We start from the raw sequence: 18180 nt of genomic DNA, 5'->3' as shown, positions 1-18180 counted from the left end.
CCGCCTCAAGTCGCCGGGAAGACCCCGGTCGTCGAGGTGGGAGGCCCGTGCCTCCTTGTCGCCGCCGCCCGCCGAAACGTTGCCCGCTTCTCGTGTGGTCTCGGGAGCCGTCGATGCATCGGCGACGCGGACCCCCGCCCGCACGCGACTCAGCGGTCGATCCGCGCTCCGTGCGGGCCCGTGTCCGGCACCTCCCCGACCCGCGCCGCGGCCGGGTTGAGCACCCGGGTGAGAAAGGCGCGGGTGCGGGGGTGGACCGGATCGGACACGACCTGCTCCGGTCCGCCCTCCTCCACGATCACCCCGTCGTCCATGAACACGACCCGGTCGGCGACCTCCCGCGCGAAGCTCATCTCATGGGTGACGACCAGCATCGTCATGCCCTCGTCGGCCAGGGCGCGCATCACCGCGAGCACATCGCCGACCAGCTCCGGATCGAGCGCCGACGTCGGCTCGTCGAAGAGCATCAGCTCCGGGTCCATCGACAGGGCCCGGGCGATGGCCACCCGCTGCTGCTGCCCGCCCGACAACTGCGCCGGATAGGCCGACTCCTTGTCGCTCAGGCCGACCCGCCGCAGGGTCTCCCGACCGATCCGCACCGCCTCAGCCTTGTCGCGGCGCAGTACCCGCCGCTGGGCGATGGTGAGGTTCTCCAGGGCTGTCAGGTGCGGAAAGAGGTTGAACGCCTGAAACACCATGCCGATCCGCCGCCGCACCCGGTCGATGTCCACATCCGGGTCCGTGACCTCGGTCCCCGCCACGGTGACCGAGCCCGAGGTCGGCTCCTCCAGGAGGTTCACACAGCGCAGCAGCGTCGACTTGCCCGATCCCGAGGGGCCGATGACACAGACCACCTCGCCCCGCCGTACGGTGAGATCGATGCCCTTGAGCACCTCCAGCTCACCGAAGGACTTGTGCAGACCCGCCACCCGGATGGCGATGCCGTCCGCCTCGCCGGTCCCCTTCGCCTCCGTCGTCTCCTTCACGCCCGTCACCTCGCCTTCGCCGCACGGGCCTCGAGCCGCCGCACCAAGTGGCCGAGCGGAACGGTGATGATCAGGTAGCACACCCCGGCGACCAGGATCGGGGTGAGGCTGCGGTGCTGATTCAGCGCGTCCCGGCCGAACTTGGACAGCTCGTACTGGTCCAGGGAGAGCCCCAGCAGATAGACCAGGGAGGAGTCCTTGGTCAGCAGCACCAGTTCATTGGTGAGCGGCGGCAGGACGATCCGGAACGCCTGCGGGATGATGATCGAGGCCATCGCCCGGCTGTGGGACATGCCCAGCGAACGCGCCGCCTCCATCTGCCCCTTGGGCACCGCCTGGATGCCCGCACGCATCGTCTCCGCGATATAGGCGGCGCCGACGAGCCCCAGCGCCAGCATGACCGTGACATACCGGTCCAGCGCCACCTGGAAGGCGAGCGGCACCCCGAAGCCCAGCGCGATGAACACCAGCAGCGCGGGCACCCCGCGGAAGAACTCGATGTAGGCCACCGCCAGCCAGCGGTACGGCGGCACCTGCGAAAGCCGCATCAGCGCCAGCACCACCCCGAGGACCAGGCCGAAGCCGAAGCCGAGCAGGGTGTAGACGACGGTGTTGACCAGGGCGGTGGTGATGATGTCGGGAAACAGGGACCGGGCGACCTCGGCGTCGAAGAACGCGCGCCGCAGTTCACCCCAGTCCGCGGCCAGGACGATGGCGAGCAGCAGGGCGATGAGCACGGCGTACTGCACCGCTCGTATCGCCCGCACCCGCTGCCGGCGGGTCATTGCCATAAGTGTGCGGACTCCTCAGCTCCGATGGCCGTCAGCGGGCGTCACTTCTTGGGCGCGGTGCCGAACCACTTCTTGTAGATGCGGTCGTAGGAGCCGTCCGCCCGGGCGTCCTTCAGCACCGCGTTGATCTTCTTGCGCAGTGCGTCATTGCCGGTCCGCACGGCGATGCCGTACTGCTCGCCGGTGTCGAACTCGGCCGCCACCGCGGTGTCGGGGTTGTCCTTGACGTAGTCGTAGAGCACACCGTTGTCGTTGATTCCCGCGTCGGTCTGCCCGGTCTTGACGGCGGTCAGCAGCAGCGCGAGGTCCTCGAACTGGACCAGCTTCGCGCCCTTGGCGTGCTTCTGGGCGTACGCCTCACCGGTGGTCCCCTGCTGGACCGCGAGCTTCTTGCCCTTGAGGTCGGCGAGGGACTTGAACGGCTTGCCCTTGGCGGTGAGCAGCGCCTGTGTGGCCTCGAAATAGGGGGCGGAGAAGTCCAGGTTCTTCTCGCGCACCTCGGTGATGGTCATCCCGGCGGCGGCCACGTCGCACTGGTTGGTGTTGAGGTCCTCCCCGGACTGGATGCCCTCGAAGGGCGTGTCCACGATCTCCTGCTTCACATGGAGCGCGGAGGCCACGAGATCGACCATGTCCACATCGAAACCGACGATCTTCTTGCCCTGTTTGGACTGGAAGGGCGGGTAGGGCAGATGGGTGCAGGTCGTGAGCTTCCCGGAATTCACCAGGCTGATGTCCTTGCCGCCGGACCCCGACGACTTGGTGCTGGTGCATCCGGCCAGCAGGGCGGATACGGCGGCGACGGCTATGACGGGCGGCAACGCGGAGCGAGCGAACACGGCACCTCCGGGGGCAGGGTCGGCGGACGACCACGGATCTCATGATCAGTGAGTCGGGCCGCATCCTCCCACCGGAAGTGGCGCCGTGTCTTTACGCGTGCAATTGCGACCGGGTAACGGAGAGGCGAGGTCAGCGCCGCCGGCGCCGCCTGCGGCGCTTGCTCCAGAACCAGCCGGCCGGCGGCTCGTCCGCCCGCCAGGGCTGGGGCTCGGGCGCGCCGCGCCGCCAGCGCGCGGTCAGCATCCGGGTGCGCGCGGCGGGCTCGGTGACCTCGGCGTCCCGTATGAAGTCCGCGTCGAGGACGACGTCGTCCCAGTCGTCGGCGTCGTCCCCTCGGGGTGTGGATCCGGTGCTCACGGGGCACCTCCGTCGGCCGGTGCCGCTCGGGCACAGGAGCGTGTTCCTCGAGCGATGAACGCGTGGGGTGTCCGCCGAGTTCCGGCGGGCATGGGTGATCCATGCCCCTGGTCGGCGAGGACCAGCCGGGCGGGGCATGGACCGTCAGCCGGGCGGGGTCTGGACCGGGATCCACACCCGCATCGCGCCGGGCTCGCGGTTCGCCCACGCGTAGTACGGGATCGCGGTCACCGGGACCGGCTCGGGGGCCTTCGCGCCGCCCGCGCCGCCCGCGCCGCCCGCGGCCCCGCCGGGGCCCGTACCGCCGCTCCGGTACGGCCACCAGCCGTCGCGCGCGACGGTGTGGGGCAGAGCCAGGGCGGTGATCACGGTCACCCTGCCCAGCAGCTCCGGCCGGTGCTCCGGGATCAGCGCGGCATCCGGGTCGAGGCCGATGTCGTCCAGCCGCAGCCCGGCGGGCTGATCGGGCTGCTCCAGGCAGTACACCAGCGGGCCGCGCTCGATCGCGGCACAGCCGCGCACCCCGTCGACCCGCGGATCGGGTCGGGTGAGCCGGGGGTCCAGGGGCAGGCTCAGCACGACCGTCTCACCGGGCCGCCAGCGCCGCCGCAGCCGCAGCCAGCCGTTCTCGGCCCGCTCGGCCACCGGCTCCCGGCCGACCGTCGCCTCGTACGTCCGCGCCCAGTGCGGGATGCGCAGCGACAGCGTCCAGTCCTTCTCCGGCGGGGCCGCGTACACGACCACCGCGATCCGCCCCTCCCAGGGGTAGCCGGTCCCCACCCGCACCGCGCCGCCGCCCGCCTCGTACGAGCCGGACGCGTACTGGTGCAGCTGGAGCCCCTCGGCGTCGCCGCTCGCCATGTAGTGCGGCAGCGAGGCCAGCAGCCGCATTACATTGGGCGGGCAGCAGGCACACCGGAACCACGGCGTCCGGTGTGCGCTCTGGTCCCCGGTGGCGGCCTTACGGTTCTCATCGTCCTTACGGTTCTCATCGTCGTGGCGGACCCGCAGCGGATTCACATAGAGCCAGCGCTCACCGTCGATCGACACTCCCGACGCGAAGCCGTTGAACAGGGTCCGCTCGACCAGATCGCTGTAGCGGGCCTCCCCGGTCAGCAGCGCCATCCGCCAGCCGAAGTGGATGGCGGCGATGGCCGCGCAGGTCTCGGCGTACGCGCGGTCCGGCGGCAGCTCGTACGCGTCGCCGAACGACTCCAGCTCGTGCCGGGAGCCGACTCCGCCGGTCAGATGGGTCTTTGTCGCGGCCATGTCCTCCCAGAGCCGCACCAGGGCCTCCCGCAGCCCCTCATCGCCGGTCTCCGCCGCCACATCGGCGGCCCCGGCCAGGAGATACAGCTGGCGTACCGCATGCCCGGCGACCGCCGTCGCCTCCCGCACCGGGACGTGGTCCTGCCAGTAGGGCGCCCCGGGGCGGGGGCCGGGCGAGCCCTCCGGCGGGCCGTCGCCGAGGCTGCCCCGCCCGCGCCGGTCCACGAAGTACCCGGCCAGATCGAGATAGCGCCGTTCACCGGTCTCCCGGTACAGCTCGACCAGCGCGGTCTCGATCTCCGGATGTCCGCACACCGTCTCGTCCTTGCCGGGCCCGAACGTGGCGTCGATCAGATCGGCGTACCGCACCGCCACATCGAGCAGCCCGTCCCGGCCGGTTGCCCGGTGGTGGGCGACCGCGGCCTGGAGGAGATGGCCCGCGCAGTAGAGCTCGTGCCCCCAGTGCGGATCCGCCCACCGCCGGGCGTCCGGGCCCAGCTGGTAGTACGTCTGGAGATAGCCGTCCTCGGCCTGGGCGGCCGCGATCAGCCCGGCCAGCCGCTCCGTCTGCCGGGACAACTCCTCCTCGGCCGGTCCCTCGCCGCCGTCGGCCAGCTGCCAGGACGCCGCCTCCAGCCACTTGTGCACATCGGAGTCCTGGAACGGGAAGTCGCCCCGGAAGCCGGACTCCTCCGGCGCCGCTCCCGCGGCGGCCCGGAGGTTGGCGAGATTGCCCGCCCGCTCCAGCCGGTCCGGCCCCTGGGGAACGCTCACCTCGGCGTTGACGCGTCGTCTGGCGGCCCAGAAGCCCCCGGTGATCCGCGCCGCGGTGGCCGGGCGGAGCGCGGTGCGCGCTTCCCGAGTGAGCCGGATCGGACCTGCGGACATCCGCCCACCCCTTACGCCGCGCCGCCGGTCATGCCCGTCTCCCGGTCACGCAGGAGTGGAAACCGGTTTCCGTCGCGAGCATATGGACGCGTTCTTCCGGCCGACAAGACCTTGTACACACCATTCATCAACGTTCAACAACCGGAATCGGCGGGCGGGCGAGCCGGCCGGAGCGGCGGCTCAGGCCGAGGTCGGCGCCGCCTGCTCGGCCACATGGGCCACCACGCAGGTGACGTTGTCGGGCCCGCCCGCGCGGTTGGCGAGGGCGACCAGGTCCCGTACGGCCCGGCCCGGGTCGTCCTCCGAGGCGAGCACGCGCTGGATCTCCTCGGTGGGCACGACCCCCGTCAGCCCGTCCGAGCACAGCAGATAGCGGTCCTCGGCGCGGGCGTCCCGCAGGGCGAAGTCCGGCTCGAACGCCGAGCCGGCGCCCACGGCGCGCAGCAGCAGCGCCCGCTGGGGGTGCGAGGCGGCCTCCTCGAGGGTGATCCGCCCCTCGTCGATCAGCGACTGGACCACCGTGTGGTCATGGGTGATCTGGAAGAGCTCACCGTCGCGCAGCAGATAGGCGCGCGAGTCGCCGATGTGGACCAGCCCGAGCCGGGAGCCCGACCACACCATCGCGGTGAGCGTCGTGCCGACGTCCCGCAGCGCGGGGTCGGACGCGGCCAGCGCGGAGACCGACTCATGGGCCCGGTGCGCCGCCTCCTCCAGGGCGCTGAGCAGTTCCCCGCCGGGGACACCCGCGTCCAGCGGTTTGAGCGCCTCGATCGCCGCTTCGCCGGCGTGTCGTCCGCCCCCGAAGCCGTCGGCCACGGCGAGCAGGCGCGGACCGGCGTAGCCCGCGTCGTCATTGCTCTCCCGGACCGAGCCGGTGTCGGAGAGCACGGCGTAGCGGATTCCCAGGGTGGTGTGGTCGGAAGACATCGTGGTGTCCTTCCCGGACAGATGGTCGACGAGGAAGGCGGCCAGGTCCCGCCGGGCGGCGGTGTCGGCCTCGACCCGCGCCCAGTACGCGCGCACCTCCCGCGCCGCCGCCTCCGGCTCCAGCCCGCACACCGCCCGGATGTCGGCCAGCGGCATGCCGAGCCGCCTCAGCCACGCCACCAGACGGGCCCGCTCCAGCTGGGCCGGATCGTAGCGGCGGTAGCCGGAGTACGGATCGACGCGGGCGGGCGGCAGCAGCCCGAGCTCGTCGTACAGGCGCAGCGCCTTGGGGGACAGCCGCGACGCCCTCGCGAACGCACCGATGGTCAGCAGCCCCATGCTCGCCCTCCTCGTCGCCGGGCACCTCGCCCGGCGACCACGATGCTCGGGCTTCCCCGAGGGGGAAGGTCAATTGGCGAGGGGGCGAGGAGTGCCGCCGGGCTTGCGATCAGTATCGCTCCTCTCGCACGACGAATTCCCGAAGCAAGCGAGCACGTGCAATCCGATATCAACCTCTCATGGCAATGAGTCGGTCATATCCGTACATCTTGCTTTTTCGGGTATCCGCCATGCTTGCCCCGGGAATTGACGGTGTATCCGCGCACTCTCGTGGGCTGACGAGGCCTCGCGAGGCCTCAAGAGAAGAGGGAGGTCCTCTCATGGCCGTTTCCACCACTCCCGGCACCGTCTGGGGCACCTGGATCAATCTCCAGGGTGGCATCCACTCCGAGCCCGCCCCGGTCACGTTCGCCGACGACCGGGTGCAGGTCTTCATCCGGGGCGGGTCGAACGTCCTGTGGAGCAGGGTGGAGGCCCGCGACGGCACTTGGGAGCCGTGGCAGCAATATCCGGGCCTGTCCGTCGACGGCATCCCGGCGCCGATCCGGGGCAAGGACGGAAAGGTCCGGGTCTTCTACCGCACCCCGAGCAACAATCTGGAGGTCATCACCCAGACCTCCATCAACTCCGGGTACGGACCGCCCCAGACCCTGGTCACCGGCATCGGGGACGACCCGGCCGCGGCGCTCGGCGCCGATGGCCGCATCTATGTGTTCTTCCCCGGCATCGACAACGCCCTGTGGTACATCCGCAACCAGGATCTGCAGTACGAGACCTACACGTCCGCGGCATCGCTCGGGGGTGCCATCTTCGCCACGCCCTCGCCCATTCTCGACGGGGGAGGGCGGCTCGTGGTGGCGGTCAAGGGCACGGGCGAGACCCTGTACACCATCCAGCAGCAAATCGCGAACTCCGCCGCCTGGGAGGCGTTCTCCCCAAATGCCACCAATGTGACCAGCCGCCCGTCGGTGTGCCTGGACGCGGCGGGACGGGTGCAGATCTTCTACCGGGGTTCCGACGGGTCCGTCCGGCGGGTCGGGCAGAGCGACGACTACGACACGTTCGGCGCCCCCGTGAGCCTCGGTGCGCAGATCGTCTGGCGGCCCACCTGCGCCCTGGCCCAGGACGGCCGGATCAACGTGTTCATCAAGGCCACCGACAACGCCCTGTGGGTCGCCGTGCAGAACACGGAGAACGGCACGGCGTACAGCGGTTTCCAGTCCCTGGGCGGGGTCATCGGCTCCGCGGGCGTCGGCGTCCCCATCCTCAACGAGGAGAACCTGCTCTACGTCTTCATCCAGGGCAGCGGAACCGCCAGGGACCTCTGGCTGCAGCGCCAGACCTTCGTCTGATCCATTCCTTCGTCTGATCCACCCCGTCACCGCGTCGCCGGACCGCTCCCGTCACCGCGTCGCGAAGCCGCCTCCTCGCCCCACCACGTCATCGCGCGTCCTCCAGGGCTCCAGGGTTTTCGAAACTTTCGCACCCTCTCCAGGGGCTGTCGGAAGTCATCAGAACCCTTAATATCCGAACAAATTCGATCACTTCGGATCGCAGGAGCCTTCTGATGCCCCCGCATGCCACCCGACCCTGGAGAGCGCCGGCAGTGCTGCTCGCGCTGCTGGCCGCCCTCGCTCTCGTGGTCCCCCTCACCGCGAACCGTGTGCACGCCGCGGAGCACCACCGGAACGACGGGAGCGGACGCGCCGTGCAGCAGTCCACCACGGTCTCCCGCTATCTGTTCACCGCCTTCACGAACAGCAGCGAGAGCAATATGTACGTCTACGGGTCCGACGACGCGCAGAACTTCTGGTCGATCCAGGACAAGGCGTACACCCCGCCCTCCGGTCTCGTCCGCGACCCCAGCGTCATCCACCGCGGCGGCCGCTACTACGTCGCGTACACCACCGGATGGACCGGCACCACCTTCGGCCTCGCCGTGAGCGACGACCGCCGCACCTGGACCCATCTCGCCGACATCGATCACGGCGTGGCCGCCAACAACACCTGGGCACCGGAGTTCTTCACCGACGCGCCCGACGGCAAGGTCCGCATCGTCGTCTCGCTGTCCACCGGGCCCACCGCCTACCGGCACTTCCAGCCCTACGTTCTCACCGCCCTCGACGACACCCTCACCAAGTGGAGCGAGCCCCAGCCGCTCGAGGGCATCTCGCCGAGCGAGAGCGACTACAACGGCTACATCGACACCTTCGTGGTCCGTAAGGGCGCCACTTACCACGCGTTCACCAAGAACGCCACGGGCGAACTCATCGAGCACGCCGTCGCCGACCGCGTCACCGGCCCGTACCGCTTCACCGGCAAGGGCGACTGGGCGGGATGGGGCAGCCTGCTGGAGGGCCAGACCGTCGTCGCCCTCCCCGGCGGGGGCTATCGCATGTTCATGGACGGCTACACCGTCAAGAAGTACTACTACAGCGACAGCCCCGACCTGGAGCACTGGACGCCCAAACGGGAACTGCCCGGCCTGTCGGGGGTGGTACGCCACGGCACCGTCATCCGGGAGACCGCCACCGTGCGGCCCGGCGATGCCAACCCCGCCCTGCCCGGCTACCACGCCGACCCCGATGTGATGTACGCCGAGGGACGGTACTGGATCTACCCCACCGAGGACGGCCACCCCGGCTGGAGCGGCACCCGCTTCAACGGCTTCTCCTCGCCCGACCTCGTCCACTGGACCGACCACGGCCCCGCCCTCGACCTCGCCGATGTCTCCTGGTGCCACGAGAACGCCTGGGCCCCCTCGGTGGTGAAGAAGGGCGACACCTACTGGATGTACTTCAGCGCCTGCCAGTCCATCGGCGTCGCCAAGTCCTCCAGCCCCAAGGGGCCGTTCACCGACGCCCTCGGCAAACCGCTGGTCGCCAAGGGGCAGTTCGGCCACCAGTCCATCGACCCGGACGCCTTCATCGACGACGACGGCACCCCCTACCTCTACTTCGGGCAGGGTGCCTTCGAGGCGGCCCGGCTGAACGACGACATGGTCTCCTTCGCCACCCAGCCGGTGAAGATCACCCCGCCCGGCTACAACGAGGCCCCGACCGTCTTCAAGCGCGCGGGCCGCTACTACGCGATGTGGTCGGAGGACGACACCCGAAGCCCTGACTACCGCGTGGCCTACGGAGTCTCCGACTCACCCCTCGGCCCCTTCACCAAGGCGGCGGGCAACCCGGCCCTGGCCAAGGACCCCGGTGATCAGATCCTCGGCACCGGCCACAACTCCGTCATCCAGGTCCCGGGCCGCGACGAGTGGTACATCGTCTACCACCGCTTCGCCCGCCCCGGCGGCGACGGCACCCATCGCGAAGTCGCCATCGACCGGATGCGGTTCGGCCCCGACGGCACCATTCAGAAGATCCGCCCGACGCAGGCCGGCATCGAGCCCGTCCCATAGACCGGCAGCAAGCCCGTCCGAAGTCAGGCGCATCACCCGCCAGAGCAGGAGAGAACCGTATGAGCCGCAGCGAAGAGCACCAGCCCAGCCGCAGACGCGTGGTGATGGGCGCCCTCGTCCTGGGGGCGGCCGCCGGAACACCCGGCATCGCGCGGGCCGCCACCCCCGCCGCGCCGCAAGCGGCCGCCAAGGCCCTCGCGTACGCCAATCCGCTGGTGCGCCGGCGCGCCGATCCGCACATCCTCAAGCACACGGATGGCTACTACTACTTCACGGCCACCGTCCCCGAGTACGACCGCGTCGTCCTGCGGCGCTCCAGGACCATCGGCGGCCTGGCCACCGCCGCCGAGTCGGTGATCTGGAAGAAGCACACCAGCGGCGACATGGGCGCCCATATATGGGCCCCGGAAATCCACTTCATCGACGGCAAGTGGTACATCTACTTCGCCTCGGCGCCCGGAAACGACGTCTGGAAGATCCGGATGTGGGTGCTGGAGAACGCGAGCGCCAACCCCTTCGCCGGGACCTGGACCGAGAAGGGCCGCATCGTCACGCCCATCGACTCCTTCTCTCTCGACGCCTCCACCTTCACCCACCAGGGCACCCGCTATCTCGTCTGGGCCCAGAGCAACCCGGACGTCGGCAACAACTCGAGCATCTACCTCGCCCGGATGGCCAATCCGTGGACCATCACCGGGCCCCAGGTGGAGATCTCCCGGCCGACATACGACTGGGAGACCCGTGGCTTCAAGGTCAACGAGGGCCCCTCGGTCCTCCAGCGGAACGGCCGGGTCTTCCTCACCTACTCCGCCAGCGCCACCGACGCCAACTACTGCATGGGGCTGCTGATCGCCTCCGCCGGCAGCGATCTGCTCGCCGCCGCGTCCTGGAAGAAGAGTCCGCAGCCGGTCTTCACCAGCAATGACACCACCAAGCAGTACGGGCCCGGCCACAACTCCTTCACCGTCGCCGAGGACGGCCGCACCGACCTCCTCGTCTACCACGCCCGCCAGTACAAGGACATCACCGGTGACCCGCTGAACGATCCCAACCGGCACACCCGTGTCCAGGCGCTCGGCTGGAAGGGCGATGGCACCCCGGACTTCGGTGTGCCCGTGGCCGACGCGCCCGCGCGGGACACCACGGCCGCCACCCGCTTCACCATGACGGCGTTCACCAACAGCAGCGAGTCGAACATGTACGTCTACCAGTCGTCCGACGCGACCACGTACACGCTGCTCAAGGGGCCCGCCTACACCCCGCCGTCCGGGCTGATCCGCGACCCCAGCGTCATCAAGCACACCGACGGCTACTACTACATCGTCTACACGACCAACTGGACCGGGAACACCATCGGCTTCGCGCGCAGCCGCGACCGCGTCAACTGGACCTTCGTCCGCAACCACACCCTCCCGGTGGCCGGGCTGGAACGCACCTGGGCGCCGGAGTTCTTCGTGGACGACGGCGGTGGCGTCCACATCATCGTCTCGCTGGACACCACCTCCACACCCGACTACATCTTCCGGCCGCATCTGCTCACCGCCACCAACGCCTCGCTGTCGTCCTGGTCCACGCCCACACCGCTGAAGGGCCTGGACACCGCCAACTACATCGACACCTTCGTCGTCCGCCATGCCGGGCAGTACCACGCCTTCACCAAGCAGGAGACGACCAAGTACATCGAGCACGCCACGGCCACCAGCCTCGGCGGGCCGTACACCTTCCGCGGCACCGGCGACTGGGCGGGCTGGGGCAGCTGGCGCGAGGGACCGGCGCTGGTGCGCCTGGACAACGGCGGCTGGCGGATCTACTTCGACGGCTACACCGAGCAGAAGTACTACTACAGCGACAGCCTCGACGGCTTCCGGACCTGGACCCCGATCCGGGAACTGCCCGGGCTCACCGGATTCGCCCGCCACTTCACCGTTCTGAAGGAGACCGTGTGATGCGCGGACGTCCCAGAGCACGTCTGTGGACCCTCGTCATTGCCGCCGTCCTCGGGCTGCTCGCCCCGTTGGCGGGAGCCGGCGCGGCGCAGGCCGCCCCCGTCACCGTCGCCAACGGCACACAGTTCACCACCACATCGGGCGAGGTGGTGCACGCCCACGGCGGGGGAGTCATCAAGTCCGGCGGCTACTACTACTGGTTCGGTGAGAACCGCAACGCCGACAACACCTTCCGCTATGTCTCCGCCTATCGCTCCACGGACCTGAAGACCTGGGAGTTCCGCCGCCACGTCCTCACCCAGGCCACCGACCCCGAGCTGGCCTCCGCCAACATCGAACGGCCCAAGGTGCTCTACAACGAGCGGACCAGGCAGTACGTGATGTGGATGCACAAGGAGAACGGCAGCGACTACGGCGAGGCGCGCGCGGCCGTCGCCACCTCCGCCACCATCGACGGTGACTACACCTGGCGGGGCAGCTTCCGCCCGCTGGGCCAGCATATGTCCCGGGACATCACCCTCTTCCAGGACGGCGACGGCGCCGGATACATGGTCTCGGCCGCCCGGGACAACTACGACCTGCACATCTACCGGCTGACCGACGACTACACCGGGGTGGCGAGCCTGGTGGCCAACCCCTGGCCAGGCGGCCACCGCGAGGCACCGGCGCTCTTCAAGCGCGGGAACGTGTACTTCATGCTGACCTCCGGCGCCACCGGCTGGAACCCCAACCAGCAGCAGTACGCCACCGCCACCAGTCTGGCGGGCCCCTGGAGCGCGATGCGCAACGTCGGCGACGCCACCGCCTACGGCTCGCAGACCGCGTACGTCCTGCCGGTACAGGGCAGCGGCACCACCTCGTACCTCTATCTGGGCGACCGCTGGGGGAACTCCTTCGGCGGCACCGTCAACGACTCGCGCTACGTCTGGCTGCCGCTGGCCTTCCCCACCGCCACCACCCTCACCATGGACTGGTATCCGCAGCTCACCATCGACACGGCGGCGGGCACGGTGACCGGCTCCGGCGGCCCGTACACCACGCTCACGGCGCGGCACAGCGGCAAGTGCGCCGACATCGTCTCCGGCTCGCAGACCGATGGCACCGCGGCCGTCCAGTACACCTGCAACGGCGGTGGCAATCAGCTGTTCTGGTCCAAGGACGTGGGCGGTGGCCAGGTCCAGCTGGTCGCCCGGCACAGCTCCCAGTGTCTGACGGTGGCCGGCGGCTCCACCGCCGACGGCGCCGCCGTGGTCCAGTCGGCCTGTGGCGCGGGGACGAACCAGCAGTGGCGGGCCACCGACACCGGTGACGGCTACGTCCGGTTCACCGCCCGCTCCAGCGGCAAGTGCCTGGACGTGGCGGACGAGTCCACGGCGGACAAGGCCGCGCTCCTCCAGTGGAGCTGCACCGGCGGCGCCAACCAGCAGTGGCGGCGCGGCTGACCGACCCCGCACCGCCGGTGCCTGAGCTCCAGTGCCTGGGGGCTGTTGACGTCCCCGGGAGGGTACCTTCACGGTGCACACGATGTCGGACGTTGTTCGTAATTTCGAACCTCAGTGAGGGAAGTCATGAGCGAACCAGTCGACAGACGGCACTTCATCGCCACCACGGCCTCCGGCGCCGCGGCCGTGGCGCTCACCGTCACCGCCGGATCCACCGCCGCGGCGGCGGCCCCCGGCGCCACCCACCGCAAACCCAAGGCGCTGACCAGTGCCCAGCCCTTTCCGCTCACCGCCGTGACCCTGCTCCCCGGTGCCTTCAAGGACAACCAGTCCCGCAACACCGCCTATCTGCGCTTCGTCGACATCGACCGGCTGCTGCACACCTTCCGCCTCAACGTGGGCCTCCCCAGCAGCGCCCAGCCCTGCGGCGGCTGGGAGAGCCCCAGCACGGAACTGCGCGGCCACAGCACCGGCCACCTCCTGTCCGGGCTGGCCCTCGGCTACGCGGGCACCGGCGACACCGCCCTGCTCGACAAGGGCCGCAAGCTGGTCTCGGCACTCGCCGCCTGCCAGGCCAAGTCCCCGGCCGCGGGCTACGGCCAGGGCTATCTCTCGGCGTTCCCCGAGAGCTTCTTCGACCGGCTGGAGGCCGGTACCGGGGTGTGGGCGCCGTACTACACCATTCACAAGATCATGGCCGGGCTCGTCGACCAGTACCGGCTCGCGGGCAACGCCGAGGCCCTGGAAACCGTGGAGCGCCAGGCAGCCTGGGTCGACTCCCGCACCGGCAAGCTCAGCTACGACCAGATGCAGCGGGTACTGCAGACCGAGTTCGGCGGCATGAACGACGTCCTCGCCGATCTGCACGCCATCACCGGCGACAGCCGCTGGCTGAAGGTCGCCGAGCGCTTCACCCACGCCCGCGTCTTCGACCCGCTGGCCCGGAACGAGGACCGGCTGGCCGGACTGCACGCCAACACCCAGATCCCCAAGATGGTCGGCGCGATGCGGCTGTGGGAGGAGGGGCTCGACAGCCGATACCGCACCATCGGCGAGAACTTCTGGAAGATCGTCACCGATCACCACACCTATGTGATCGGCGGCAACAGCAACGGGGAGGCGTTCCACGAGCCCGACGCCATCGCCGCCCAGCTCTCCAACAACTGCTGCGAGAACTGCAACAGCTACAACATGCTCAAGCTCACCCGGCTGATCCATTTCCACGCGCCGGAGCGCGTGGATCTGCTCGACTACTACGAGCGCACCCTGCTCAACCAGATGCTGGGGGAGCAGGACCCGGACTCGGCCCACGGCTTCAACATCTACTACACGGGCCTCGCCCCCGGCTCCTTCAAACAGCAGCCGTCCTTCATGGGCACCGACCCCGACCAGTACTCCACCGACTACGACAACTTCTCCTGCGACCACGGCAGCGGCATGGAGACCCAGGCCAAGTTCGCGGACACCATCTACACCCACGCCGACCGCAGTCTGCTGGTGAACCTCTTCATCCCCTCCGAGTTGCGCTGGCAGGACAAGGGCATCACCTGGCGCCAGACCACCGGCTTCCCCGACCAGCAGACCACCACCCTCACCGTCACCTCCGGCGCGGCCTCCCTCGAACTGCGCGTCCGCATCCCCTCCTGGGCGGCCGGGGCCCGCGCCACGCTCAACGGCACCACCCTCGCCGACCGGCCGGCCCCCGGCAGCCGGCTGATCATCGACCGCCAGTGGAAGACCGGCGACCGGGTCGAGGTGACCCTGCCGATGAAGCTGACGTTCGACCCCACCCCCGACGACCCCGACGTCCAGGCCGTGCTCTACGGGCCGGTGGTGCTCGCCGGGGCGTACGGCGGCCGCACCGGAATGACCATGCCGCGTCTGGACACCGGATCCGTGTCCCGGACGGCCACCAGCCCCCTGCGGTTCAGCGCCACGGCCAGTGGGGAGAGCGTGACCCTGCTGCCGGTCGCCCGCGTCCACCACCAGCACTACAACGTGTACTGGCTGACCGGGCAGCCACCCACCCCGCCGCCCGCCTTCGCCGCCTGGCACCGCTTCGACGAGACCTCCGGCACCACCGCGGCCGACGCCACCGGCCGGGAGAAGACCGCCCGGCTCGTCGGCGGCGCCTCCTGGGCGTCGGGCAGGACCGGCGGCGCGGTCGCCCTGAACGGCACGGACGGCCATGTCGTCCTCGCCGACGACCTCCTGGCCGGTGCCCGTGCGTACACCCTGGCCACCTGGGTCCGGCTGGACGGCACCCCCGCCACCTGGACCCGGATCTTCGACATCGGCACGGGTGTCACCGCCAATATGTTCCTCACCCCCGTGGCCGACTCCGGGAAGCTGCGCTTCGCCATCACCGCGGGCGGCGGCGGGGCCGAGCAGCGCATCGAGGCCGCCCCGCTGCCCACCGGCCAGTGGGTCCATGTGGCCGTCGCCTACGGCAGCGGCACCGCCGTCCTCTATGTCGGCGGGCGCGAGGTGGGGCGCAACACCGCCATCACCGTCGAGCCCGTCCACTTCGGCAACCACATCCGCGCCGGCTACCTCGGCAAGTCGCAGTACCCGGACCCGTACCTCAAGGCCGCGTTCGACGACGTCCGTGTGTACGGCAGGACACTCAGCGTTAATGAGGTCGCCACTTTGGCCCAAAGCTGACAAGCTCATGCGGGCGGGCCGTCCCCACGGCCCGTCCGATCCCAACCGCACCGTACGGACAAGGACGACGCGCATGGTCCACCTCGCCGCCGAGAACCGCTACGACTCCATGCAGTACCAACGCTGCGGCCGCAGCGGTGTGCTGCTTCCGAAGGTCTCGCTCGGCCTGTGGCACAACTTCGGCGACACCCACCCCCTGGAGACCCAGCGTGCGGTGCTGCGCCGCGCCTTCGACCTCGGCATCACCCATATCGACCTGGCCAACAACTACGGTCCGCCGCCCGGCAGCGCCGAGAGCAACTTCGGCTCGATCTTCGCCCAGGACTTCCGCCCCTACCGCGATGAGCTCTTCATCGCCACCAAGGCGGGAAACCTCATGTGGCCGGGGCCGTACGGCGATTGGGGTTCGCGCAAGTACGTCCTCGCCAGCCTCGACCAGTCGCTGTCCCGGATGGGGCTGGATTACGTCGATGTGTTCTACTCCCACCGCTTCGACCCGGACACCCCGATCGAGGAGACGATGGTCGCCCTCGACAGCGCGGTGCGCCAGGGCAAGGCGCTGTACGCGGGCGTGTCCAACTACCCGCCGGAGGCGATCGCGGAGGCCGCCGCGATCCTGAAGGAGCTGCGCACCCCGTACCTGATCAACCAGTACCCGTACTCGATCCTCCAGCGCGGGGTCGAGGGCGGGGTGCTCCAGGCGTCCGCCGAGGCGGGCGTCGGGGTCATCGCCTTCTCGCCGCTGGCGCAGGGGCAGCTCACCGACCGGTATCTGCACGGAGTGCCCGCCGATTCGCGCATGGCGCTCGGCCATTTCCTCAAGCGCGAGACGCTCACCGAGGACCGGCTGGCCCTGCTGCACGCCCTCAACAAGCTCGCGGAGGGGCGCGGTCAGACCCTCGCCCAGCTGGCGCTCGCATGGGTGCTGCGGGACCCCCGGGTGGTCTCGGTGCTGATCGGCGCGAGCAGCGTCGCCCAGCTGGAGCAGAACGTCTCGGTGCTGGACGCGCCCGACTTCAGCGACGCCGAGCTGGCCGAGATCGACCGGCTCTCGGCCGAGGCGGGGATCGAGATCCCCTGACGGGCCCCGCCCGGGAGCACGAAGGACCTGAGGCCCGCCACGCCCGGCGTGGCGGGCCATGGTCACGTGCGCGACATGGTCATCGGCGGCCGGATAACATGAGCGGTCCGCCCGAGATCACCACGGACCGCCGCACGGAGACACAGCCTTGGCCACACAACGGATTCCGGTCATTCTCGTCACGGGTTTTCTGGGCTCCGGCAAGACGACGATGCTCAACCATCTGATGCGGGACAGCGTGGGCACCCGGATCGGCGTCATCGTCAATGACTTCGGATCGATCAACATCGACGCCCTGGCCGTCGCCGGGCAGGTCGATTCGATGATCCCGATCGAGAACGGCTGTCTGTGCTGTGCGGCGGACGCCTCCGAGATGGACGAGATGCTCGAGCGGCTCACCGATCCCGAACTGCGCATCGACGTCGTGGTGATCGAGGCCAGCGGGCTCGCCGAGCCGCAGAGCATGATCCGCGCGCTGCTGTCCAGCAGCAATGAGCGGATCGTCTACGGCGGCCTGGTGGAGGTCGTGGACGCCGCGGAGTTCCCGGACACCCGCGTCCGTCACCCCGAGCTCGACCGCCATGTCCGCGCCGCGGACCTCGTCGTGCTCAACAAGACGGACCGCGTCGCCGAGGACGAGTGGCGGGGCCTGCTGGAGACCCTCCAGGAGATCGCCCCCGGCGCGCCGGTCGTGACCGCCGCGCACGGGCGTGTGGACCCCGCTCTCCTCTTCGACCACCGGCCCCGCGAGACCGCCGAGGAGGGCTTCCGGCAGCTCTCGTTCGCCGATGTATGGGCCGACGAGACGGGTGGCGCGGACGGGTGCGGGGACGACAGCCGCGGCCACGGCCATGACCACAGCCACCACCTCCACGCCGCCTACCAGAGCGTGGAGTTCTCCACCGCCGAGCCGCTCCATCCGCGGCGGCTGATGGAGTTCCTCGACAGCCGCCCGGTGGGTCTCTACCGCGCCAAGGGGTACCTCCACTTCGCGGGCGCTGGCCGGGAGCGGAAGTTCGGGCTGCACGCGGTCGGTTCGTATCTCCGCTTCCAGATCTCGCCCTGGGAGCGCGGTGAGCCCCGCACCACCCAGCTGGTGATGATCGGCACCGGGATCGATGCCGACACCCTCACCAAACGGCTGGCCGAGTGCGTGGCGACGCCCGAGGAAGAGATCGACGAGACGCACATGATGGGCGTGCTCCGCTATGTGAACGAGACGGACTAGGGAAATCCTT

The 18180-nt window shown here is 69.8% G+C and carries 13 protein-coding genes; 7 read left to right on the top strand and 6 right to left on the bottom strand.

From position 1 onward, the window contains the following. Nucleotides 1–149: 149 nt before the first annotated feature. The 6 genes from GWI24_RS01015 to GWI24_RS00990 all read right to left on the bottom strand — a co-directional run bounded on the left by GWI24_RS01015 (nucleotide 150) and on the right by GWI24_RS00990 (nucleotide 6397). Nucleotides 150–986, bottom strand: a complete 837-nt coding sequence (locus GWI24_RS01015; RefSeq protein ID WP_308343293.1) for an amino acid ABC transporter ATP-binding protein — start codon at nucleotides 984–986, stop codon at nucleotides 150–152. Nucleotides 987–991: 5 nt separating this feature from the next. After that, on the bottom strand, nucleotides 992–1777 hold the full coding sequence (locus tag GWI24_RS01010; protein WP_086881762.1) for an amino acid ABC transporter permease: 786 nt from the start codon (nucleotides 1775–1777) through the stop codon (nucleotides 992–994). 41 nt (nucleotides 1778–1818) lie between these two features. Beyond that, a complete protein-coding gene (locus GWI24_RS01005) occupies nucleotides 1819–2616 on the bottom strand; it encodes an ABC transporter substrate-binding protein (protein ID WP_210943943.1) in 798 nt (265 codons plus the stop codon). 130 nt (nucleotides 2617–2746) lie between these two features. Beyond that, nucleotides 2747–2974 carry a hypothetical protein gene (locus GWI24_RS01000; RefSeq protein WP_210943942.1) on the bottom strand — a complete coding sequence of 76 codons (228 nt, stop codon included), beginning with the start codon at nucleotides 2972–2974 and terminating at the stop codon, nucleotides 2747–2749. Nucleotides 2975–3118: 144 nt separating this feature from the next. Continuing rightward, a complete protein-coding gene (locus GWI24_RS00995; protein ID WP_210943941.1) occupies nucleotides 3119–5131 on the bottom strand; it encodes a glycoside hydrolase family 127 protein in 2013 nt (670 codons plus the stop codon). Nucleotides 5132–5311: 180 nt separating this feature from the next. Further along, nucleotides 5312–6397, bottom strand: coding sequence for a MerR family transcriptional regulator (locus tag GWI24_RS00990; RefSeq protein WP_210943939.1), 1086 nt, complete (start codon nucleotides 6395–6397; stop codon nucleotides 5312–5314). A 320-nt stretch (nucleotides 6398–6717) separates the two neighbouring features. Between GWI24_RS00990 and GWI24_RS00985 the strand changes: the two genes are divergently transcribed. The 7 genes from GWI24_RS00985 to GWI24_RS00955 all read left to right on the top strand — a co-directional run bounded on the left by GWI24_RS00985 (nucleotide 6718) and on the right by GWI24_RS00955 (nucleotide 18170). Next, on the top strand, nucleotides 6718–7749 hold the full coding sequence (locus GWI24_RS00985; protein ID WP_210943938.1) for a hypothetical protein: 1032 nt from the start codon (nucleotides 6718–6720) through the stop codon (nucleotides 7747–7749). A gap of 254 nt (nucleotides 7750–8003) precedes the next feature. Beyond that, nucleotides 8004–9809, top strand: coding sequence for a family 43 glycosylhydrolase (locus tag GWI24_RS44710; protein ID WP_308343288.1), 1806 nt, complete (start codon nucleotides 8004–8006; stop codon nucleotides 9807–9809). A gap of 59 nt (nucleotides 9810–9868) precedes the next feature. Next, complete coding sequence (locus GWI24_RS00975; RefSeq protein WP_210943936.1) at nucleotides 9869–11755, top strand: family 43 glycosylhydrolase; 1887 nt, start codon at nucleotides 9869–9871, stop codon at nucleotides 11753–11755. Beyond that, nucleotides 11755–13197, top strand: a complete 1443-nt coding sequence (locus GWI24_RS00970; protein ID WP_210943934.1) for an RICIN domain-containing protein — start codon at nucleotides 11755–11757, stop codon at nucleotides 13195–13197. Before GWI24_RS00975 ends, GWI24_RS00970 begins: the two co-directional genes overlap by 1 nt. A gap of 126 nt (nucleotides 13198–13323) precedes the next feature. After that, on the top strand, nucleotides 13324–15861 hold the full coding sequence (locus GWI24_RS00965) for a beta-L-arabinofuranosidase domain-containing protein (protein ID WP_210943933.1): 2538 nt from the start codon (nucleotides 13324–13326) through the stop codon (nucleotides 15859–15861). 73 nt (nucleotides 15862–15934) lie between these two features. Further along, entirely contained in the window at nucleotides 15935–16942 is a 1008-nt protein-coding gene (locus GWI24_RS00960) for an aldo/keto reductase (RefSeq protein ID WP_210943931.1), read from the top strand. 148 nt (nucleotides 16943–17090) lie between these two features. Further along, entirely contained in the window at nucleotides 17091–18170 is a 1080-nt protein-coding gene (locus GWI24_RS00955) for a GTP-binding protein (protein ID WP_210943929.1), read from the top strand. Nucleotides 18171–18180 lie beyond the last annotated feature (10 nt).

The organism is Streptomyces sp. MK37H, from assembly GCF_018035285.1.
In the GTDB taxonomy this organism is placed as follows: Bacteria; Actinomycetota; Actinomycetes; order Streptomycetales; family Streptomycetaceae; genus Streptomyces; species Streptomyces endocoffeicus.
The sequence above is the reverse complement of the archived record's forward strand: the minus strand, read 5'-3'. Positions and strand labels throughout refer to the sequence as shown.